Below are 22,326 nucleotides of genomic sequence, written 5' to 3'. Positions count from 1 at the left end.
AGCCCCCTTCAAGATGAGATTTCCCATTACGCAAGTAAGTAAGATCCCTCAAAGATGATGAGGTGGATAGGTCTGGGGTGGAAGCACGGCGACGTGTGCAGCTGACAGATACTAATCGATCGAGGACTTAACCTATTTTAAGAAGTACTACTTGATGTACACAATGTCTTTTATTCAGTTTTGAGTGAACAAGCTTTACTCATCTGTCTAGTAACGATGGCGAAGAGGTCACACCCGTTCCCATACCGAACACGGAAGTTAAGCTCTTCAGCGCCGATGGTAGTCGGGGGCTTCCCCCTGTGAGAGTAGGACGTTGCTAGGCATGCGAAGCCATTCACTATGGTCCTCATAGTGAGTGGCTTTTTTGTGTTTTCGTATAAGGATATGCAGAATGAAGGGAGCCTGTCTTGAATGAAGCTGTGGGTGAGCGCAGTGAGAGATTGATTTGTTTGCAAAGACGGAAAGTGTGGCGTGAAAGGCGAATGGCTCGTACTGTCGTAGATTATGATGATTCGATGAGTATTTAGTGCGGGTCTCAGGGTCCTTGATACAATGCATGAGTTACTCATCCTATTGAATGTTCAGAGTGTCTTGCAGATACGTAGATAGACGTGTAAAAGCTAAATCAGTATTAAAAGACTTTCCTTGAATTATTTAGTGAGGCGCGATACGATAAACCCTATTGTAGAAAGGAGAAGTTGCTATGGGAATGGTGTTAATAATCTTTGTAATCAATATTGTCTATGTTTCCTTTTTTACAGTCCGTATGATAATGACGTTAAAAGGCTACAGATATATTGCTGCAGTTGTCAGTATGATAGAAATTGTCATCTATGTCATCGGACTTGGTTTAGTACTTGACAATTTAGACCAAATTCAAAACCTAATAGCTTATGCTTTGGGGTATGGTTCAGGTGTAGTGATAGGATCTAAAATTGAAGAGAGATTGGCCTTAGGTTATATAACGGTCAATGTGATTACTTCAGATATTGATAAAGAAATGCCTGCAGTATTGCGACGAGCGGGATATGGGGTGACGGATTGGTCGGCTAACGGATTAAGCGGCGGCCGTTCAACTATGGAGATTTTGACACCGCGTAAATATGAATTGCAGCTCTACAAGACAATAACAGATCTTGATCCGAAGGCGTTTATCATTTCATATGAGCCAAAGAAAATACATGGCGGCTTCTGGGTGAAGAGTGTGAAAAGAGGAAAGCTATTTAAATGAGTACTAAAAAAATATGGTTTGATAAACAGGACGATGAAACATTGGAACAATGTGTGGAACGAATACAAGGTTTAGGTTATAGCGTAGTGGCTAGGAGGGAGAAGCCTCTATTTGAACAAGTGGGAGAGGAGTACATTCCAATTAAGCAGCAGACGCAGTTTCAAGGAGTTAAAAATAGCTAATACTATTCAAGTGAATGAGAAGCCGGTATGTTTTCATTCATTAAATGCTCAAAAGACGAATGATTGAAAAAGAGTTATTAAACAATGTTCGTCTTTTGGTTGACGAATTAAATATTAATTGTTACTATAATAAGAGTAAATGAGTTCCCCGTATATGCCGCAGAATTGGCTGCAGCGTTTCTACCAAGACACCGTAAATGTCTACACTATGTGGGAAAGCAATTTTTCTTGGATAACTAAGTGTGATAGCAGAAGAATATTCAGCTATTGCCTTCTTTTGTTAAGGGTCCTTGAAAGTTCTGCTTTTTGTGCATGTGAAAAGTAGAGTTTTCAAGGACCTTTTTTTGTATGATATTGATAATAAAGTATGGATTGAAGGAGCGGATTGGATTTGGAACCGAAGATCGGTGTGATTATGGGCAGTAAAAGTGATTGGGAAACAATGAAGCATGCATGTGAGATATTGGATGAGCTAGACGTTCCCTATGAAAAGAACGTGGTTTCAGCCCACCGTACGCCTGACTTTATGTTCGAATATGCAGAACAGGCAGAAGGAAAGGGACTTCATGCTATTATTGCCGGTGCAGGCGGAGCCGCTCATTTGCCAGGAATGGTTGCAGCAAAAACACTGGTACCTGTTATCGGTGTTCCGGTACAATCCAAAGCATTGAATGGAATGGATTCTTTATTATCTATCGTACAAATGCCTGGCGGGGTTCCCGTGGCAACCGTATCAATCGGTAAAGCGGGTGCTACTAATGCAGGACTGCTGGCTGCGCAAATGCTTAGCGTACAAGATGCGGAGTTGCGAAAAAAACTACAGCAAAGACGTGATGAAATGCGACAAGTCTCGTTGGAAAGCAGTGGTGAGTTAGAGTGAAATTAATTAAGCCTGGACAGACGATAGGGATTATCGGTGGTGGACAGTTAGGAAGAATGATGGGACTTGCAGCGAAAGAAGCTGGATTTCGTATCGCAGTGTTGGATCCTACAACTGATTCACCTTGTGGTCAGATAGCAGATATCGAGATTGTGGCTTCTTATAATGATGAAGAAGCACTAGCTGAATTGCGTGAAGTCAGCGATGTGATCACTTTTGAATTTGAGAATATTGATTATGAAGGTTTGAAACGTTTAACGGAGCAAGCGTATGTTCCTCAAGGAGCTGAGCTAGTCCGCATTACGCAAAATCGAATACATGAAAAAGCAGCTATCCGAGCTGCTGGGGCTCCGGTTGCTAATTACATAACAGCGGATACGTATGAAGAGTTAACAGACAAAATCGATGAACTCGGTTTTCCATGCATCGTCAAAACTGCTTTTGGCGGCTATGACGGCAAGGGGCAAGTCAAGCTAGAATCAAAAGGGCAATTGACAGAGGCTCAATCCCTTTTTAAACATTCGGCTTGTATAGCGGAAGCGTTCGTTCCATTTGAGAAAGAAATTTCAGTAATCATACAGCGAAATCCTACGGGTCAATCCTATTGTCTGCCGATTGCTGAAAATATTCATCGACATCATATACTGCATGAATCAATTGTGCCTGCTCGTGTAGGAAAAAAGGTTTTGCAACAGGCCCAACTGGAAGCTGAGAAAATCGCGAGTCAACTTGAGTTGGTAGGAACCTTGGCAGTCGAAATGTTTGTATTGCCGAGTGGTGAAATTATTATCAATGAATTAGCACCGCGACCGCATAATTCTGGACATTATTCAATCGAAGCATGCAATATCTCGCAATTCCATCAACATATCCGTGCTGTCTGTGGATGGCCGTTGCGCGATCCGAAGTTATGGGATTCCGTCGTAATGGTAAATGTGCTGGGTGAACATGTTGAGCCGCTTAAACAGCGCATTGCAGATTATCCAGATTGGTCGATTCATTTATATGGTAAAGCAGAAGCGAAAGAAAAACGCAAAATGGGTCACGTTACCATGATGACAAATAACGTAGAAGCCACTTTGCTTGAAATTGAACAATCAGGTATTTGGGAAGACTAAATAAATTGCACTACACAACTATTTCCACTTTGGGAGGAACCAACAATGACGAAAGTAACTATTTATGTGACATTACGTGAAAGTGTTGTAGATCCACAAGGCATCGCGACAACAGATGCACTACAGAAAATGGGCTTTGAAGAAGTGAAAAGTGTACGGGTTGGTAAACTGATCGAGCTAGAGATGGACGGTTCTGAACAAGCTGTAGAAGCACGTGTGAAAGAAATGTGCGATGAGTTATTGATCAATAAAGTCATTGAAGATTATCGCTTTGAAATCGGGGAGGTCGCCGGCAAATGAAGTTCGCTGTCCTAGTATTCCCAGGTCTTACTTGTGATCTAGATATGTATTATGCGGTCGAGGAGACTGTGAAGCAAGAAGTAGAGTACGTTTGGCATACTGAAGCCGATCAACTCGATTACTTCGATGCGGTTCTATTACCGACAGGCACTTCTTATGGAAACTATTTGCGCCCAGGTGCGTTAGCTAAAAGCTCACCTGCCTGCAAACATCTTCAGGCGTTTGCAGAAACAGGGAAGCCGGTTCTTGGCGTAGGTAATGGCTTTCATATCTTAGTGGAAACTGGTATTCTTCCGGGTGGGTTTTTGCGCAATAACAGCCTCAAATTCCGCTCTGCGCTTGAAACGGTGAAGGTGGAAAACAATAACACTGTTTTCACAAAAGACTATGCAAAAGGCCAAACAATTCAACTTCCTGTGGCAAGCGACTTCGGCAATTACTATGCGGATGAGGCGACAGTGGAAGAACTGAAAAAAACAAACCGAATTATTTTCACTTATGCGGATGAAAATCTAGACGGCAGTATATCAGCTATTGCAGGCATCACCAATGATAAAGGCAATGTTCTTGGAATGATGCCACTTCCGGAACGAGCAGTTGAGGAAATCATCGGCGGTACAGGTGGAACACCGTTATTCCATTCAATCTTGAACAATTGGAGTGAACAGCATGTCAATTAATCATGAACCTACGGCTGAACAAATTAAGGAACAACGTCTGTATCTTCAGATGGGGATGACAGATGAAGAGTACGAGCGTGCAGTGGAAAAGCTTGGACGCACTCCGAATTATACGGAAACCGGTCTATTTTCCGCTATGTGGTCGGAGCATTGTTCCTATAAGAGTTCCAAATCTGTATTGCGTAAATTCCCGACTGAAGGTGAACGCGTACTTCAGGGACCAGGTGAAGGTGCAGGGATTGTAGATATCGGTGACAATCAAGCTGCTGTGTTCAAAATGGAGTCTCATAACTCTCCGTCAGCTATTGAACCTTTCATTGGAGCTGCAACAGGTGCAGGTGGGATTATCCGCGATGTATTTTCCATGGGCGCACGTCCGGTTGCATTGGTTAACTCGCTCCGTTTCGGTGATTTGACAGAGTCGCGCGATAAGTTTTTGTTTGAAGAAGCAGTTGCAGGGATTGCGAGCTATGGTAATACGATGGGCATCCCGACAGTGGCTGGGGAAGTCCAATTTGATCAATGCTATTCCAAGCGTCCACTAGTCAATGCGATGGCGGTTGGATTGCTTAATCACGAAGATATCCAAAAAGGATTGGCAGCAGGTGTCGGCAATACAGTTCTGTATGCGGGCGCAACAACGGGACGTGATGGAATTCACGGCGCAACGATGTCTTCTTCTGAAGTATCTATCGAAGAAGAGAAAGAATTGCCGGTCATGCAAGCAGGAGATCCATTCATTGAGAAACTGTTGATGGAAGCTTGCTTGGAACTTGTGAAATCCGATGCTTTGATTGGTATCCAGGATATGGGTGCAGCAGGCCTAACTTCATCTGCAGCAGAAATGGCATCGAAAGCAGGCTATGGCGTGGAGATGAACTTGGATCTGGTACCTCAGCGAGAAGACAATATGACGGCATACGAAATGATGCTGTCCGAGTCACAGGAACGGATGCTGATCGTCGTGAAAAAAGGCCGTGAAGAAGAAGTTATTGCATTGTTTACGAAATATGGAATTAATGCAGCGGCAATTGGTCAAGTAACAGATGATAAGATGTTGCGCTTGCTCCATAAAGGAGAAGTGGTGGCGGAAGTCTCTGCAGATTTGCTTGCTGAAGATGCGCCGAGCTACCAGAAGGAATCCAAAGAACCTGCTTCCTTTGCGGCGAATCAAGCGATTGAAAATAAAGAACCTCAAGTAGAAAACTTAAAGGAAACTTTACTCGATTTATTGCAACGTCCAACAATTGCATCAAAAGAGTGGGTATATAACCAATTCGATACGGGTGCTCGCACAAATACCGTATTAGCTCCAGGAGCGTCTGCCGGGATTATCCGTGTCAGAGGAACGAATAAAGGAATTGCGATGACAGCAGATTGTAATTCACGCTTCATCTATTTGGATCCGGAAACAGGTGGTAAGATCGCAGTCGCAGAAGCTGCTCGTAACCTCGTTTGTTCAGGAGCTGAGCCGATTGCATTGACGGACTGCTTGAACTTCGGGAGCCCGGATAAACCAGAAGTGTTCTGGCAGCTTGAAAAATCTGCGGACGGCATATCGGAAGCTTGCCGTAAACTTAACGCGCCGGTCATTGGTGGCAACGTTTCGCTTTCGAATGAAGTCAATGGAGTGCCGATCTACCCGACACCGACAATTGGTCTTGTCGGAATCGTCCATGATTTAAAAGAAGTGACGACGCCAGGCTTTAAACAAGCTGGAGATGCGATCTACATTATCGGTCAAACAGAGACAGAATTTGGGGGTAGTGAACTGCAGCAAATGATCGAAGGAAAAATCTTCGGTAAAGCGCCTGCAATCGATTTGGACGTAGAGGTTAAGCGTCAGAAGCAATTGCTTGCAGCTATTCAGCAAGGCTTACTCCAATCAGCAGCAGATTTATCCGAAGGCGGTTTTGCCGTAGCTCTTTGTGAAAAGGCATTTGCAACCGATGGACTGGGTGCTGAAGTGACGGTTGAAGGTTCTGCGGTCACGGCTTTATTCAGCGAGACGCAATCGCGTTTCTTGGTAACTGTGAAGGCGGATCAGGTGGCAGAGTTTGAAGAGAAAGTCGAAGACGCTGTGAAAATCGGAACAGTGACAGATGGCAGACAACTTGTCATCAAAGATGCAGAAGGATCTGTCCTAGTAGAAGGGACGGTAGAACAATTCCACGCTGCTTGGAAAGGGGCAATTCCATGCTTGCTGAACTCAGAGGATTAAACGAAGAGTGCGGCGTATTTGGTATTTGGGGGCATGAAGACGCAGCGCAAATTAGCTATTACGCGTTGCATGCACTTCAGCACCGGGGGCAAGAGGGGGCTGGAATCGTTGTAAAAGGCGATGATGGTCTTCATGCAGTTAAAGGAGAAGGCCTGGTCAATGAAGTTTTCTCAGGTGACAACTTAAATACACTTAAAGGTCACGGGGCGATTGGGCAAGTCCGTTACACAACAGAGCAGGGACGCGGCATTGAAAACGTCCAACCGCTTGTGTTTCGTTCGACAACAGGAAGTCTTGCTATTGCACATAATGGGAACTTGATCAACGCAAGAGATCTTAAAGAACATTTGGAGCGTCAGGGAAGTATCTTCCAGACTACTTCCGATACAGAAGTACTGGCACATTTGATCAAACGCAGTAGCGGCTCATTGAATCAGCGGGATAAAGTGAAAAAAGCACTTAGCATCTTAAAAGGTGCCTTCGCATTTGTCTTAATGACAGATGAAGGCTTGATGGTAGCGCAGGATCCGAATGGCTTGCGTCCGTTGTCTATCGGCAAAATTGGGGATGCATGGGTCGTGGCATCTGAAACATGTGCATTCGATATTATCGGTGCCGAGCACGTTCGATCAGTAGAGCCGGGAGAGCTATTGATCATTAACGACAAAGGTTTGACGTCTGAACGGTTTGCAGCACCAGCAGAGCGTGCGATGTGCTCGATGGAGTATGTCTACTTCTCTCGTCCTGATTCGGATATCGATGGGATCAACATTCACGCTGCGCGCAAACGTTGTGGCAAGCAGCTTGCTCGTGAAGTTCAAATTAGCGCGGATGTTGTGACGGGAGTTCCGGACTCCAGTATTTCTGCTGCGATTGGTTTCTCCGAGCAAAGTGGCATCCCGTATGAACTAGGTCTAATTAAGAATCGCTATGTCGGCAGGACATTCATTCAGCCTTCTCAAGCATTAAGAGAAAAAGGCGTGAAGATGAAGTTGTCGCCTGTTCATCAAGTCGTACACGGAAAACGCGTAGTGATGGTCGATGATTCCATCGTTCGCGGTACGACGTCGAAACGTATTGTGGCAATGCTGAGAGAAGCTGGTGCAAAAGAAATCCATGTGGTCATTGCATCCCCTCCTCTCATCGCACCTTGCTATTACGGAGTCGACATCAGTTCCGATTCCGAATTGATTGCAACAGGACGAAGCTTGGAACAAATGCGGGACGAGATCGGCGCGGATTCGCTGCATTTCCTTTCCATTGATGGAATGCTGGAAGCGAATGGCCGATCGCCTGAAATGAAAAATTGCGGTCAATGCTTAGCTTGTTTTACAGGAGAGTATCCAACTGAAATTTATTCGGATACGGCAATGCCGCACGAAAAAGAAATCGTACGATAGGAGGCCTTTCCATGTCGAAGGCGTATGAAAAAGCGGGAGTCAATATTGAAGCTGGCTATGAGTCAGTGGAACGGATGAAGTCCCACGTAGCACGAACGACTCGTAAAGGAGTTGCAGGTGCATTTGGTGGATTCGGCGGAATGTTTGACCTATCTGCGCTCGAATATAAAGAACCTGTGCTGATTTCAGGTACAGATGGAGTCGGTACGAAGTTGAAATTGGCTTTCATGGCAGATCGTCATGACACGATCGGTATCGACTGTGTCGCAATGTGTGTCAACGATATCGTGGCGCAAGGCGCAGAGCCATTGTACTTCTTAGATTATGTTGCTCTTGGAAAAGCAGTGCCTGAGAAAGTCGAAGCGATCGTCAAAGGGGTAGCGGATGGCTGTGTGCAATCCGGAGCAGCATTGATTGGCGGCGAGACAGCAGAAATGCCTGGTTTGTATGAAGAAGATGAGTATGATTTAGCTGGTTTTGCAGTCGGGGCTTGTGAAAAGAGCAAGCTAGTGACAGGAGAGCGTGTACAGGAAGGTGATGTACTCGTAGGAATTGCTTCTAGTGGAATCCATTCCAATGGATATTCTCTCGTTCGTCATATCGTGTTTGAACAATTAGGTCTGGATATCAATAGTACGATTGAAGGCTTTGAAGGACTAGGAACGGTAGCGGATGCTTTGCTGACACCGACTAAAATTTATGCGAAGCCTATTCTAGAAATGCACGAGCAGTTAGATGTTCATGCGATGGGCCATATTACGGGTGGCGGATTCTTTGAAAATCTACCGCGTATGTTCTCTGAAGGTTTTGGCGTGGAAGTAGAGTTGGGCGCATGGCCTGTACTTCCGGTATTCCAGATGTTGAAGGAAAAAGGCGAGCTGACAGATCGTGACTTGTACAGTGTCTTCAATATGGGGATTGGTTTTGTCATCGCACTGCCCGAAGCAGATGCTGAAAAAGCGGTAGAAATCGCAAAAGCACATGACGAACAAGCTTATGTAATTGGACATGTAAATGGTCAGGAAGGCGTCAAGTTCGTTGGCGATCATGACGGGAGCTTGGCGTAATGGCGGAAAATGTTCGTATTGCGGTTTTCGCGTCAGGCAGTGGCAGTAATTTTGCCGCTTTGAACAAAGCTTGTTCTGTTGGCGATATACCTGCCGATATCGTACTGGTCGTCACAGATAAACCAGATGCTTTCGTAGTCGAACGGGCAAAACAGGCGAATATTTCAGTGGTTGCTTTACGTCCTCGTGATTTTGCAACGAAGCAAGCATATGAGCAAGCAATACTAGATGCTCTAGAGGAAGCTCAGGCAGAGTGGCTGATACTTGCAGGTTATATGCGCTTGATCGGCTCGGTTTTACTGAATGCATATCCTGAACGCATCGTTAATATTCATCCGTCGCTATTGCCGTCATTTCCTGGCAAGGACGCCATTGGGCAAGCTGTTGCTGCTGGAGTTAAAGTGACAGGTGTCACCGTGCATTTAGTCGATGAAGGAATGGATACGGGTCCGATTCTGGCACAACGAGCTGTGGATGTGGTAGACAATGATGCTCAAAAAACCGCCTATGCGATTCATGCAACGGAGCATGAATTATATGCGGAAACGTTAAAGGATTTATTTAACAACTGATCAGCCTGTTGTGAAGACAGGCTTTTTTTATAAAATGGAGGGATTCTTTTGAAAAAGCGCGCATTACTGAGCGTATCGGATAAAAGCGGAATTTTGGAGTTTGCGCAAGAACTCGAGCAACTCGGCTATGAACTATTATCTACGGGCGGCACAATGAAGCATTTGAAAGACAATGGAGTAAGTGTGACGGCAGTCGATGAAATTACAGGCTTCCCGGAAATCATGGAAGGTCGCGTCAAAACATTGAATCCGATGATCCACGGTGGGTTGCTCGCGAAACAAGACGATCCAGGACACCAAGCTCAGATGGAAGAGCACGGAATCCAACCAATCGATGTCGTGTGTGTGAACCTCTATCCATTTAAAGAAACCATTTCAAAGCCAGACGTAACGGAAGATGATGCGATTGAAAATATCGATATTGGCGGTCCGGCAATGCTGCGCGCTTCTGCAAAGAATCATGCATATGTTACAGTGATTGTAGATTCAACGGATTATGAAGATGTATTAAAGGAACTTAAGGCTGAAGGCAGCACGACGCTCCCGACACGCCGCCGTCTAGCAGCAAAAGTCTTCCGTCATACAGCAGCTTATGATGCCTTGATCTCCGGCTATCTGACCGAACTTGCGGGTGAGCAATTCCCTGAACAAGTTACCTATACATACGAACTGAAACAGCCGCTGCGTTACGGTGAAAATCCACATCAGCAAGCGGCATTCTACAGCCGTCCGCTAGGATCCGACTTCTCGATCGCATATGCGGAGCAGCTTCATGGTAAAGAACTATCTTATAACAATATCCAAGATGCCAATGCGGCGATTCAAATAGTCAAAGAGTTTGCAGAACCAGCAGCAGTAGCAGTCAAACATATGAATCCATGCGGTGTTGGGACAGGCAAGACAATTGCTGAAGCTTTCAGCAAAGCATATGAAGCGGATCCGGTGTCCATCTTCGGCGGGATCATTGCGTTGAATAAGGAAGTAGATCGGGAAACGGCAGCTCAACTTGCGGACATCTTCCTTGAAATCGTGATTGCTCCTTCATTCACAGAGGAAGCAATTGAAACATTGACAAAGAAGAAAAACATTCGTTTATTGACAATTTCATTTGAACAGCAGAAAAATGATCAATGGAATACGGTTTCTGTTGAAGGCGGGTTGCTTATACAACAGCCAGATTCCTACGGTTTTGAAGAAGCTGATATTAAAGTAGCAACAGATCGTGAGCCGACGGAAGCAGAATGGAATGCGATGAAGTTGGGATGGGCTGTCGTTAAGCATGTGAAATCCAATGCGATTGTCGTAACCGATGAACATATGACAATTGGAGTCGGTGCAGGGCAGATGAATCGTGTCGGAGCTGCGAATATCGCATTGACGCAAGCAGGAGAACGTGCAAAAGGAGCCGCTCTGGCATCCGATGCATTTTTCCCTATGGATGATACTGTAGAAGCAGCTGCAAAAGCAGGCATCACGGCAATCATCCAACCGGGTGGTTCTGTTAAGGATGCAGATTCCATCAAAAAAGCAAATGACTATGGCATCACGATGGTGTTTACGGGCGTGCGCCATTTTAAACATTAAGAAGGCAGGAGGAAGATGGTCATGAAAGTACTCGTAATTGGAAGTGGCGGTCGTGAACATGCGATCGCTAAGCAATTTAACCAAGCGCCTTCTGTATCCGAAGTATTTGTAGCGCCAGGAAACGATGGCATGAAGCAAGATGCACAATGCGTGCCGATTGATGCAACAGATTTTGAAGCGTTGGCAGAATTCGCTATCGACAATCAAATCACGCTGACATTCGTTGGTCCTGAACAGCCTTTAGCAGAAGGAATTGCGGATTTCTTTTTGGATAAAGGATTGACTGTTTTCGGGCCGACTAAAGCAGCGGCGCGTATCGAAGGCAGTAAATCATTTGCTAAAGAAATTATGGACAAATACGATATCCCGACCGCAACGTACGGAACATTCACGGATGCGGAGGAAGCGAAGAATTTCATCCGTGAGCAGGGTGCACCAATTGTAGTGAAGGCAGACGGATTAGCTGCCGGAAAAGGTGTCATCGTAGCAATGGATCTGCAGGAGGCATTGAACGCGGTTGACGATATGATCGGCAATCAAAAGTTTGGTGAATCATCCTCTCGCGTCGTAGTGGAAGAGTTCTTGGATGGTGAGGAATTTTCCTATATGTCGTTTGTCCATGACGGACAGATCTATCCAATGGTCATCGCACAAGATCATAAACGGGCTTACGATGGGGACCGCGGACCGAACACTGGCGGTATGGGTGCGTATTCACCAGTTCCTCAAATTTCAGAGGGTATTGTTCAGGAAGCTTATGACCGCGTGGTAGTTCCGACTGTCAACGCGATGGCAGAAGAAGGTATTCCGTTCACAGGTATTCTTTACGCTGGTCTGATCCTGACTGAGCAAGGTCCGAAAGTAATCGAATTCAACGCACGTTTTGGCGATCCTGAAACACAAGTCGTCCTGCCGCGTATGGCATCCGATTTCGGTGAGTTCATGAAAGCCTTGATGGCTGGTGAACCTTTCGACTTGGAGTGGCATGAAGAAGCGATGCTAGGCGTTGTCATCGCAGCAGATGGTTATCCAGGCGATGTCGTAAAAGGCAACAAGCTTCCGAACTTAGATCCGCTGACAGCAAATGGCCTGGAGGTATTCCACGCAGGCACAAAACTGGAGGATGGCCACTTCATCGGAAACGGCGGCCGAGTACTCCTTGCTGCTGCCAAAGCTGAAAATCTTAAAGAAGCCCAAGAAAAAGTCTACAAAGAACTAGCGACACAAGAATGGAACGGTTTCTTCCACCGTCACGACATTGGGTGGAGAACATTTGAATGACGTACCCAAAAGCGAAAAGCACCGTCTAGCCTGAAACGTTCCGAGAGGCTGGTGCTTGCAGTGTTTATAAATAAATCCCTCTGCAGTTTTATTGCAGAGGGATTTGTTTGTCTTGAGATGAATTTCAAAGTAGTTATTATATCTGAACAAGTAAACAAAGAACCTAGGAAAACGCAGCTATAGGACATATACTCACAAAGATTCTTCCAAACTGTGAACTACTAGTGGGTAAATTGTGAATAAACTGTTAGTAATGTTGGTAACTTGTTGACATTATGTGGATTTACACTTTGATGTTGTGGATAACTAAAATGTAGCTTGCCTATTCTCTGGCGGATTGCTATGTTAATATAAAGCGTGAATTGATAGAACAATGAAATAAATAAACAGCTAACTTACTATTACAAAGGGATGGTGTCGAAATGTGGAGTGCACAAGAAATTCAGGAACAGCTCGCAATTATTAACGGACAGAAAGCACCTGATTTATTGATAGAAAATGCAACGTATTTACATTCAATATTTAAAAAATGGATGCAGGGAAATATATGGATTGCAGGAGATCGAATTGTATATGTGGGGCAGAAACTGCCTGCCCAGCTGGAAGGAACCGAAAGAGTGGACGCTTCTGGAAAGAAAATCGTGCCGGGTTATATTGAGCCGCATGTGCATCCATTCCAGCTTTATAATCCTGAGACATTTGCCGATTTCGCTTCTCGGCGAGGCACAACTACCATATTAGCGGACAATCTTTTGCTATTTACCATGCTCGATCAAGAAAAGGCTTTTTCGTTCATTGAACAATTGAATGAACTCCCATTCTCTTTTTACTGGTGGGCTCGCGTCGATTCACAGACTGTCTTGCAAAACGAACAACAGTTATTCAATCCGGCAGATATTGAAAAGTGGCTGAAGCGTCCCGATGTTCTAATGGCAGGTGAACTGACCAGTTGGCCTCGGTTGCTTCAAGGCGATCAAAATATGTTGCGTTCGTTAGGTGAAGCAAAACGCGAAGGCAAGAAAATAGAAGGCCATTTTCCCGGCGCATCTGAAAGAACACTTGCCCGGATGAAGTTGCTAGGCACTGACGGTGATCATGAAGCAATGACGGTGGATGAAGTCGAGAGACGTCTGCAACAAGGGTATGCGGTTACATTGCGCTACTCATCGATCCGTCCCGATTTGCCTGATTTATTGGCGGGAATTCTTGAACGAGGCTGGGATGTATTTGATCATTTGATGATGACGACAGACGGTTCCACACCATCTTTCTATAAGAATGGTGTGATGGATCAATGTATTCAAATTGCGTTGGACGCTGGCGTATCGCCGATTGACGCCTATCAGATGGCATCCTATAATGTCGCGAGGTACTATGACATGACCGACTTGCATAGTGTAATTGGGACGGGCCGCTATGCAACGCTGAACTTTTTGGAAGACGAATGGAATCCAGTACCGACAGATGTATTATCGAAAGGTCAATGGTTAGTGCGTGATGGTGAAGCGACGGAGACGTTCCAAGCAGTGGATTGGTCAAAGATTCCTTTTTTTGATTTGCCATTTGAGTTGAATGACGCCGATTTCTCATTCTCTTCTTCTACTGGAATCCAAATGGTGAATGATGTCATTACAAAAGTGTACGAAACAGAACTAGATCTGACGAAACCTATTATTTCTTCAGGAAATGAGTGTTTCTTACTGTTGCTTGATAAGCAGGGGAAATGGCGGGTAAATACAGTGTTAAAAGGTTTCGCTGATTCTCTGCAAGGTTTTGCATCTTCCTATTCGAATACAGGTGATGTATTATTAATTGGTCAGAATTGGGAAGAGATGAAACGAGCATTTAATGAAATTAAGAAGAATGGTGGCGGCATGGCGGTAGCGGAAGATGGACAGATCGTTGAAACTTTGCCGCTTCGGATATCTGGCGGGTTATCCGATGAACCAATGGAAGTTATTATGGAACAAGAGCTGACTATGAAGCGAGCGTTGAAAGACCGTGGCTACCACCATGGAGATGTAGTATTTACGCTATTATTCATGCAATCTGTCCATTTACCTCATGTTCGAATTACTCCCATGGGCCTAATTCAAGTCTTGAAAAACGAGTGTTTAATTTCTAATACAGAAAGGTAGGAAACTGGATTGAGATGGACAGGACGAAAGCTGCTTTTTGCAGCACTGATAGGCCTTCTATATATAGGCGGCTGTTCTTCGAAAAATAGCACGACAGAACAGCAAGAATCGTCACAAGAACAGCCAAAAGAAATTGCGACGTCCTACCCGGCCCCCTTCACCGGAGAACAATTGACGGAAAAGCGGGAGAATCGTCCAATAGTAGCGACAATCAATAATCATCCTTTAGCCCGCCCACAGTCCGGGATCGCGGATGCAGATCTGATCTATGAATTTATGGCGGAAGGCGAAGTAACACGATACTTAGCCTTATTTCATAGTGAGATACCCGACCAAATCGGTCCGATCCGCAGTGCGCGTGATTATTTTGTTCGCCTTGCCGAAGGAATGGATGCATTTTATATTGCACATGGCTACAGTCCAGAAGCGAAAAAGTTACTGGACAGTGGAACGGTTGATCATGTGAACGGTATGCAGTATGACGGCACTTTATTTGAACGGTCTCCCGATCGAAAAGCACCGCATAATTCATATATTTCCAAAGAACATATAACACAGGCATTTGAAACGACGGGCGCGTCCGAAAAGATCTCCAAGATGCCGGTCTTTTCTTTCCTAAATCCTGAAGATAGTGATAAAATAGGAGATATGGCTTCATCAGTTATTGTATCGTATGGCAAGAATCCGAATTTTAGCAGTACGTATCATTTTGATGAAGAGACCAATCGTTATTATCGTTCTGTCAATGGCATTGATACGGTCGACAAATTGAATGAACGGCGAGTTGAATTAGCGAACGTGATCGTAATGGAAATGGATCACCAAACAGTAGATCAAGAGGGTAGACAAGCAATTGATCTTCATTCAGGCGGTAAGGCTGTGCTATTCCATGAAGGGATTGCCAAAACGATCGAGTGGGAAAACATCGATGGATTCTTAACGCCGTTAGAACAAGGGTTACCTGTTAAATTAACGGCGGGTAAATCTTGGATCCATGTCGTACCCTCTATTTCAGGCCCTTCTACTTCCGTAACTTATACTCCATAAGATCGACAAAGAGAGGGTGAGGACATGCAAATTGATAAAATACGCGGTGAACAACTAGACCGATTATTTAAAGCGGTCTTAGAGTTGGATGACTTAGAGGAGTGCTATCAATTTTTTGATGATTTATGCACGATGAGCGAAGTCCAATCTTTAGCACAGCGTTTTGACGTCGCTCATAAGCTTAGGCTGAAAAAAACGTACGATAGTATTCAGCAAGAAACCGGGGCCAGCACAGCTACCATTTCCCGTATACGCCGATGCGTAGACTACGGATCCGGAGGCTATAACCTCATGCTAGACCGCCTCTATCCCGAACTCAAAAACAACCAACCGAAAAAATAAATAACCCAACCGGCCGGGGGAACCTCCCACCGGTTTTTTAAAATGCTTATAAAGTAAACTGCTTTCAGTACACATGAAAATTACGAAAAAGAAGGTGGACAAAAACATGGACTACAATACATGGCGGCATGCCTTTAAAGTGGACCCAGCTAAAGAATTAACGGATGAACAGCTTGAAGCAATTGCTGAATCCGGAACAGATGGGGTTATAATCGGAGGTTCTGACGGAGTCACATTAGAAAATGTTCTCGATTTACTTGCGCGTTTCCGTCGTTTCTCAGTCCCCCTCGCATTGGAAGTCTCCACAGTAGAATCCGTAACACCAGGATTTGATTACTATTTTATTCCGACCGTTTTAAATACATCTGACGCAAAATGGCTGAACGGTCTTCATCATGAAGCGCTTCGCGAGTACGGCCATATGATGAATTTTGATGAAATTATTACAGAAGGCTACTGTATCCTAAACCCCGATTGTAAAGCAGCTCAACTGACAGGTGTGAAGGAAGTGCCGGATGAAGATGATGTACAAGCCTATGCACGCATGGCAGAGCATTTATTTTCTTTACCGATATTTTATTTGGAATACAGTGGACAGTACGGCGATCCGAAAATTGTGAGAGCAGCCAAAGAGTTGTTGGAAAACACACGTTTATTTTACGGCGGTGGAATCCGGACGAAAGAGCAGGCGAAAGAAATGGCAGCAATTGCAGATACAGTAGTTGTAGGAAATGTCTTATATGATGATTTGAAAAGTGCACTTGCTACTGTAAATGCTGTGAAATCTGTTCCTTTATCGGTTTAATTAAAGTATAATAAGAACAAATGTTCCAAGAAGGCGGTACTTACATGAAAGAACTATCAGAAAGCTTACTAAAAGGCATGAATCCAGAGCAAGCGCGTGCAGTGAAAACAACAGAAGGTCCGTTGTTAATCATGGCAGGCGCAGGTTCCGGAAAGACACGTGTGCTGACTCATCGAATTGCATACTTGGTTGTGGAAAAGCAAGTGTACCCTTCCAATATTTTAGCTATTACATTCACGAATAAAGCGGCACGCGAGATGCGTGAAAGGATTGACGGATTGCTCGGCGCAGGATCTGGCGAGCGAATGTGGGTTTCTACATTTCACTCCATGTGCGTTCGAATACTTCGCAGAAATGTAGATCGCATTGGACTATCCAAGAATTTTACGATTTTAGATAGCGCTGATCAATTGTCAGCGATTAAGAGAGTATTGAAAGAATTAAATCTTGATCCGAAGCAATATGATCCCCGTGCGATGCTCGGAACAATCAGTAATGCAAAAAATGAATGCATCAATTCAGATGAATTTCGCAAGAACTGTAATCCGCAAAATCCATATGAGCGAACTGTCGCGGATATTTATGAACGATATACGAAAAAACTGCGTCAAAACCAATCAATGGATTTTGACGACTTGATTATGATGACGATTGTGTTGTTTGAACGTGTGCCGGATGTATTGGAGTATTATCAAAATAAGTTCCAGTATATTCACGTGGACGAATATCAAGACACCAACTTTTCACAATACCGTTTAGTCCAGATGCTGGCGTCGAAATTCCGTAATGTGTGTGTAGTGGGCGACTCTGACCAATCGATCTACAGATGGAGGGGTGCCGATATTGGCAATATCCTATCATTTGAGAAAGATTATAAAGAAGCAAAAGTAATTTTATTGGAACAAAATTATCGTTCCACGAAGCGGATTTTACAAGCCGCGAATGAAGTGATTAACAATAATAAAAGCCGCTATGATAAAAAACTGAGAACGGACAATCCTGAGGGTGAATTAATTTCCATCTACAAAGCGCGGGATGAAAAAGACGAATCACAGTTTGTTGTCCAGCAAATTATAGAGCTGAAAGAACAAAAAGGATTAACATTGGATCAGTTTGCGATTTTATACCGTACGAATGCACAGTCCCGTCTAATTGAGGAATATTTATTGAAGTCCAATCTCGATTATACGATTGTCGGCGGCACAAAGTTCTATGATCGAAAAGAGATTAAGGACCTGCTTGCATACCTTCGTCTCATCGCAAACAATGACGACGATCTCGCATTTGCGCGAGTTATTAATGAACCGAAACGAAGCATTGGTGCTACTTCATTCGAGCGGATGGCTGTATTTGCTATGGAAAATGATCGATCGATTTTCGACTCGTTGCAGGAAGTCGATTTTATGGGCTTGCCTGCAAGAGCAGCAAATGAAGCCGTTAAGTTTCGCGAGTTGATCGATGGTTTCAGTCAAATGCAAGAATACCTATCCGTTACGGAACTAGTGAAGGAAGTTATTGAAAAGTCTGGTTACCGCAGCATGTTGGAAAAGGAAAAGTCCATTGAAGCGGAAAGCCGTCTAGAAAATATTGAAGAATTTTTATCTGTTACGGAGGCATTTGAAAAGCGCGCAGAGGAAGAGGAAAGCGAACGTTCACTGATTGCATTCCTTACCGATCTCGCATTGGTAGCAGATATTGACACGTTAGATAAAGAAGAGAACTCTTCCACCGAAAAAATCGTCCTAATGACGATGCATGCAGCAAAAGGTCTGGAATTTCCAGTCGTATTCGTCATCGGTATGGAAGAGAACATCTTTCCTCATATTCGTGCACTTGCGGATTCTGAAGAAATGGAAGAAGAACGCAGACTGGCATATGTGGCAATTACCCGTGCAGAACAGCGGCTTTACCTCACTTGTGCAGGTTATCGTATGTTGTTTGGTCGTTCTAACTTCAACTCACCTTCACGTTTCCTGAATGAGATTTCAGAAGAACTGACAGAAATGTTGGCGGACGGCAACGGCATGAGTGTACCGTTTGATAGGGCACCTGCTAAACCGAGAGTAACGAAACCAGCAGTGAAACGTCCTGTTTATAATGAAAGCGGCGGGGAAAAGCTGCAGTGGAAGCCCGGCGATAAAGCAACACATAAAAAATGGGGAACCGGCACAGTCGTCAGTGTCAAAGGAGCGGCAGATGACCTGGAACTCGACATTGCCTTTCCGAATCCCGTCGGTATTAAGCGCCTGCTAGCGAAATTTGCACCAATTGAAAAAGAATAAACCGTTCCATGAGGAGTGTAGAGAACCGATGGATGATGTGTTAGAACTAGAAAGACGAGTGGCGGAACTGAATAAGATCTTGCATGAATATGGGCATGCTTATTACGATTTGGATGCACCAATCGTTCCTGATTCAGAATACGATGCAAAAATGCAGGAATTGCTCGCTATAGAAGAAGAGCATCCGGATTTAATTTATCCGGACTCTCCTACACAACGAGTGGGCGGAACACCGCTCGAAGTATTTAGCAAAGTCGTTCATCGGTATCCGATGCTCAGTTTAGCGAATGCATTTAATGAGGCAGACTTGCGGGATTTTGACAGACGTGTGCAGGAAGCTGCTGGCAGTGTAGTGTATGTTTGTGAATTGAAAATCGATGGTCTTGCAGTTTCGTTGCAATATGAAAACGGCCAACTTGTGCAAGGCTCCACTCGAGGAGATGGGGCAGTAGGTGAGGACATCACAGCAAATTTAAGAACGATTCGCTCCGTACCTCTTCGATTGCAGCAACCGCTGACGATTGAAGTGCGCGGTGAAGCCTATATGCCCAAACGCTCTTTTGCCAAGCTTAATGAAGATCGTGACGAAGCGGGGGAAGTGCCATTCGCCAATCCGCGAAATGCGGCAGCGGGCTCATTGCGTCAACTGGATCCCAAAATAGCAGCCAGTCGAAATTTGGCCACATTCATTTATGCAGTAGGTGGAGATGCTGAAGCATATAATTTGGACAGCCACTCAGACGCGCTTGATAAGTTGGATCAGCTCGGCTTGACGACGAATGAAGAACGTAAACGCTGTGCGACAATCGACGAAGTCTTGGATTACGTGGCATACTGGACAGAGCATCGTCAAGCGCTCGATTATGAAATTGACGGGATTGTCATAAAAGTGGATAACTTTGAAGCGCAAGAACAGCTTGGCTATACGGCGAAAAGCCCGCGCTGGGCGATTGCCTATAAATTTCCGGCAGAAGAAGTGCGGACGAAACTGATTGATATCGAACTTAGCGTCGGCCGTACAGGGGTTGTTACCCCGACCGCAATTTTAGAACCAGTACGTGTAGCAGGAACGACTGTCGGACGTGCTTCCTTGCATAATGAAGATTTGATTCGCGAAAAAGATATTCGAATTGGTGATCAGGTCGTTCTGCGTAAAGCAGGCGATATCATCCCTGAAATCGTCTTGGCAATCAAAGACCAGCGGACAGGTGAAGAAGAGCCTTTTCATATGCCATCCAATTGCCCGATCTGCAGTTCAGAATTGGTGCGGATCGAAGGCGAAGTAGCACTGCGTTGCATGAATCCGAAATGTCCTGCTCAAATGAAAGAAGCTCTCATTCATTTCGTTTCAAGAAAAGCGATGAATATCGAAGGAGTCGGTGAAAAGCTTGTTGAGCAATTATATGCGGCCAACCTGGTACAAGATGTCTCAGATCTTTATACGTTAACGAAGGAATCACTATGTACTCTTGAACGAATTGGTGATAAGTCTGCAACAAATATCTCAAACGCAATCGAACAATCTAAGGCAAATTCATTGGAAAAACTTTTGTTTGGTCTTGGAATTCGTCATGTCGGTGAAAAAGTTGCAAGAATCCTGGCGGAAGAATACCGCACACTTGATGCTCTTGAAAAGGCGACGGCAGAACAATTGACGAACATCTTTGAGATCGGTGATATTGTAGCGGATGCCGTGGTCACTTATTTTAGTACGGATGAAGTACAAGAAGTGATGAACAAACTGCGGGCATACGGAGTCAATACCGTGTACAAAGGTGTCACACGTGAAGAATTACCGACAACTGGACCATTTGCAGGGAAAACAGTTGTACTGACCGGGAAATTGACAGGATTAACACGCGGTGAAGCGAAAGAGCAGATTGAAGCGCTCGGCGGAACTGTTAGCGGGAGTGTCAGCAAAAAAACGGATCTGGTCATCGCAGGTGAAGATGCCGGCTCCAAATTAACCAAAGCAGAGGAACTAGAGATCGAAATTTGGGACGAGCAAGCTATGCTTGACGCCCTTGGAGTGGATAAGAATGAAAAGAACGACTAAATGGCTCGCTCCCAGTGTATTGTCAGCCTTGTTACTGACAGGATGCTTGCCGACTCCTGGTGGCGACCAGGAAAAAGCAGTTCAGGAGACGGAGGAAAGCGATCAGGAAATGGTCCTCATCCCCGACGAGCAAATTAAAGACGAATATTATCGGACACCTGTGCCATTCAAGAAGAGTGCGAGCAGAGGATTGGTTGTCAGTAACTTGAACACCAAATACGATATGCAGGAAACAGAAGAAGGTCTGCTGCGTCTTTCAACGCAGTATTTTGATCCGAAAAATTATTACTTCCAAGAAGGCCAATATATTGACCGGGATACCGCAAAAGAGTGGCTATCACGAAAATCAAATTATGAAGCAGGACTTAATCCTGCAATCAAAGATGATATGACGCCAGAACAGATAGCGGAAAAAGCACCGATCTACTTGGCACATATAGTAGAGCAAAACTATTTGGAAATGACGGATGATAAAAAAGTGAAACTGGCAGGCGTGTCGATCGGTCTTGCGATGAATTCGCTTTATTATCCAAGAGAAGGAAATGAACGTTCAATTGATGACAAGACGATAGAGGAAAAAGGAAAGCAGATGGCCGATATTATTTTGAAGAGGCTACGTGATAAACCGGAACTAGCAGATATTCCGATTGCGGTCGGTCTCTTTAAACAGAAGAGTCGAAATGATATTGTACCGGGCACCTACTTTGCTACTGCATTCGCTCCAAAGGGGAAAAGTGAATTCACTGGTTGGAAAGAAGTCGATGAAACGTATGTCTTGCTCCCGGCTTCATCGTCAACAGGAAACTATCGAGATTTGAATACAACGTTCAAGAATTTCAAGCAGGATATCGATGATTACTTTGAAAGTTTTGTAAATGTCGTCGGTACAGCGTTTTACAAAGATCAGAAGCTGAAATCGCTGCATATAGAAATTCCCATTCAGTTTTTTGGCAAGAGTGAGCTGATTGGCTTTTCTCAGTACCTAACGTCCCTAGTGAAAACGCATTTTAAAGATGTCCCGCTCGAAGTGAGTGTCACCTCTGTCAACGGACCGGAAGTATTGATTGTCACAGAAGGGAATAACAACGAACCATTGGTGCACGTCTACGGTTATTAACATGACAGTTCTTGGCATCACGA

Annotated in this window: 19 protein-coding genes, 2 rRNA genes and 1 riboswitch; all 21 genes read left to right on the top strand. The window is 44.6% G+C overall.

All coding sequences use genetic code 11. The features are described from left to right. A 23S ribosomal RNA gene (locus B5D59_RS14880) occupies window positions 1-135 on the top strand; the annotation flags it as partial. A gap of 71 nt (window positions 136-206) precedes the next feature. Then, a 5S ribosomal RNA gene (gene rrf, locus B5D59_RS14875) occupies window positions 207-322 on the top strand. Window positions 323-703: 381 nt separating this feature from the next. Next, window positions 704-1,231, top strand: coding sequence for a DUF2179 domain-containing protein (locus B5D59_RS14870; RefSeq protein WP_009498639.1), 528 nt, complete (start codon window positions 704-706; stop codon window positions 1,229-1,231). Continuing rightward, window positions 1,228-1,413: an NETI motif-containing protein gene (locus B5D59_RS14865; RefSeq protein ID WP_009498638.1), complete on the top strand. Its 186-nt coding sequence runs from the start codon at window positions 1,228-1,230 to the stop codon at window positions 1,411-1,413. The genes B5D59_RS14870 and B5D59_RS14865 overlap by 4 nt, the downstream gene beginning before the upstream one ends. Window positions 1,414-1,541: 128 nt before the next feature. Then, window positions 1,542-1,642: riboswitch (purine riboswitch) on the top strand. 162 nt (window positions 1,643-1,804) lie between these two features. Further along, window positions 1,805-2,293 carry a 5-(carboxyamino)imidazole ribonucleotide mutase gene (purE, locus tag B5D59_RS14860; protein WP_040759839.1) on the top strand — a complete coding sequence of 163 codons (489 nt, stop codon included), beginning with the start codon at window positions 1,805-1,807 and terminating at the stop codon, window positions 2,291-2,293. After that, a complete protein-coding gene (gene purK, locus B5D59_RS14855; protein WP_078818483.1) occupies window positions 2,290-3,411 on the top strand; it encodes a 5-(carboxyamino)imidazole ribonucleotide synthase in 1,122 nt (373 codons plus the stop codon). The genes purE and purK overlap by 4 nt, the downstream gene beginning before the upstream one ends. A gap of 45 nt (window positions 3,412-3,456) precedes the next feature. Further along, entirely contained in the window at window positions 3,457-3,711 is a 255-nt protein-coding gene (purS, locus tag B5D59_RS14850) for a phosphoribosylformylglycinamidine synthase subunit PurS (RefSeq protein WP_009498635.1), read from the top strand. After that, entirely contained in the window at window positions 3,708-4,391 is a 684-nt protein-coding gene (gene purQ, locus B5D59_RS14845; protein WP_009498634.1) for a phosphoribosylformylglycinamidine synthase subunit PurQ, read from the top strand. Before purS ends, purQ begins: the two co-directional genes overlap by 4 nt. Next, a complete protein-coding gene (purL, locus tag B5D59_RS14840) occupies window positions 4,381-6,612 on the top strand; it encodes a phosphoribosylformylglycinamidine synthase subunit PurL (protein ID WP_078818482.1) in 2,232 nt (743 codons plus the stop codon). Before purQ ends, purL begins: the two co-directional genes overlap by 11 nt. Further along, window positions 6,588-8,012 (top strand): amidophosphoribosyltransferase, encoded by a 1,425-nt coding sequence (gene purF, locus B5D59_RS14835; protein WP_078818481.1) that lies wholly within the window; start codon window positions 6,588-6,590, stop codon window positions 8,010-8,012. The genes purL and purF overlap by 25 nt, the downstream gene beginning before the upstream one ends. An 11-nt stretch (window positions 8,013-8,023) precedes the next feature. After that, window positions 8,024-9,079 (top strand): phosphoribosylformylglycinamidine cyclo-ligase, encoded by a 1,056-nt coding sequence (purM, locus tag B5D59_RS14830; protein ID WP_078818480.1) that lies wholly within the window; start codon window positions 8,024-8,026, stop codon window positions 9,077-9,079. Continuing rightward, the gene (gene purN, locus B5D59_RS14825) at window positions 9,079-9,651 is read left to right on the top strand and encodes a phosphoribosylglycinamide formyltransferase (RefSeq protein ID WP_009498630.1); all 573 of its coding nucleotides are present in this window, start codon (window positions 9,079-9,081) and stop codon (window positions 9,649-9,651) included. The genes purM and purN overlap by 1 nt, the downstream gene beginning before the upstream one ends. 48 nt (window positions 9,652-9,699) lie before the next feature. Continuing rightward, complete coding sequence (gene purH, locus B5D59_RS14820) at window positions 9,700-11,235, top strand: bifunctional phosphoribosylaminoimidazolecarboxamide formyltransferase/IMP cyclohydrolase (protein WP_078818479.1); 1,536 nt, start codon at window positions 9,700-9,702, stop codon at window positions 11,233-11,235. A 21-nt stretch (window positions 11,236-11,256) separates the two neighbouring features. Beyond that, entirely contained in the window at window positions 11,257-12,516 is a 1,260-nt protein-coding gene (gene purD / locus B5D59_RS14815) for a phosphoribosylamine--glycine ligase (RefSeq protein ID WP_078818478.1), read from the top strand. A 422-nt stretch (window positions 12,517-12,938) separates the two neighbouring features. Beyond that, a complete protein-coding gene (locus B5D59_RS14810) occupies window positions 12,939-14,654 on the top strand; it encodes an adenine deaminase C-terminal domain-containing protein (RefSeq protein ID WP_078818477.1) in 1,716 nt (571 codons plus the stop codon). Between the two features lie 9 nt (window positions 14,655-14,663). After that, window positions 14,664-15,701 carry a DUF3048 domain-containing protein gene (locus B5D59_RS14805; protein WP_078818476.1) on the top strand — a complete coding sequence of 346 codons (1,038 nt, stop codon included), beginning with the start codon at window positions 14,664-14,666 and terminating at the stop codon, window positions 15,699-15,701. A gap of 24 nt (window positions 15,702-15,725) precedes the next feature. Then, window positions 15,726-16,043, top strand: a complete 318-nt coding sequence (locus B5D59_RS14800; RefSeq protein WP_009498624.1) for a YerC/YecD family TrpR-related protein — start codon at window positions 15,726-15,728, stop codon at window positions 16,041-16,043. A 106-nt stretch (window positions 16,044-16,149) separates the two neighbouring features. After that, window positions 16,150-16,848 carry a heptaprenylglyceryl phosphate synthase gene (pcrB, locus tag B5D59_RS14795; protein ID WP_078818475.1) on the top strand — a complete coding sequence of 233 codons (699 nt, stop codon included), beginning with the start codon at window positions 16,150-16,152 and terminating at the stop codon, window positions 16,846-16,848. Window positions 16,849-16,892: 44 nt separating this feature from the next. Continuing rightward, window positions 16,893-19,130, top strand: a complete 2,238-nt coding sequence (gene pcrA, locus B5D59_RS14790) for a DNA helicase PcrA (protein WP_009498622.1) — start codon at window positions 16,893-16,895, stop codon at window positions 19,128-19,130. A 28-nt stretch (window positions 19,131-19,158) separates the two neighbouring features. Then, window positions 19,159-21,186: an NAD-dependent DNA ligase LigA gene (ligA, locus tag B5D59_RS14785; RefSeq protein ID WP_078818474.1), complete on the top strand. Its 2,028-nt coding sequence runs from the start codon at window positions 19,159-19,161 to the stop codon at window positions 21,184-21,186. After that, the gene (locus tag B5D59_RS14780; protein WP_009498620.1) at window positions 21,170-22,303 is read left to right on the top strand and encodes a CamS family sex pheromone protein; all 1,134 of its coding nucleotides are present in this window, start codon (window positions 21,170-21,172) and stop codon (window positions 22,301-22,303) included. Before ligA ends, B5D59_RS14780 begins: the two co-directional genes overlap by 17 nt. Window positions 22,304-22,326 lie beyond the last annotated feature (23 nt).

This window comes from Sporosarcina newyorkensis, assembly GCF_900167515.1.
GTDB lineage: Bacteria > Bacillota > Bacilli > Bacillales_A > Planococcaceae > Sporosarcina > Sporosarcina newyorkensis.
Note: the sequence above shows the minus strand (reverse complement) of the source record. Positions and strands in the feature narration are given on the sequence as shown.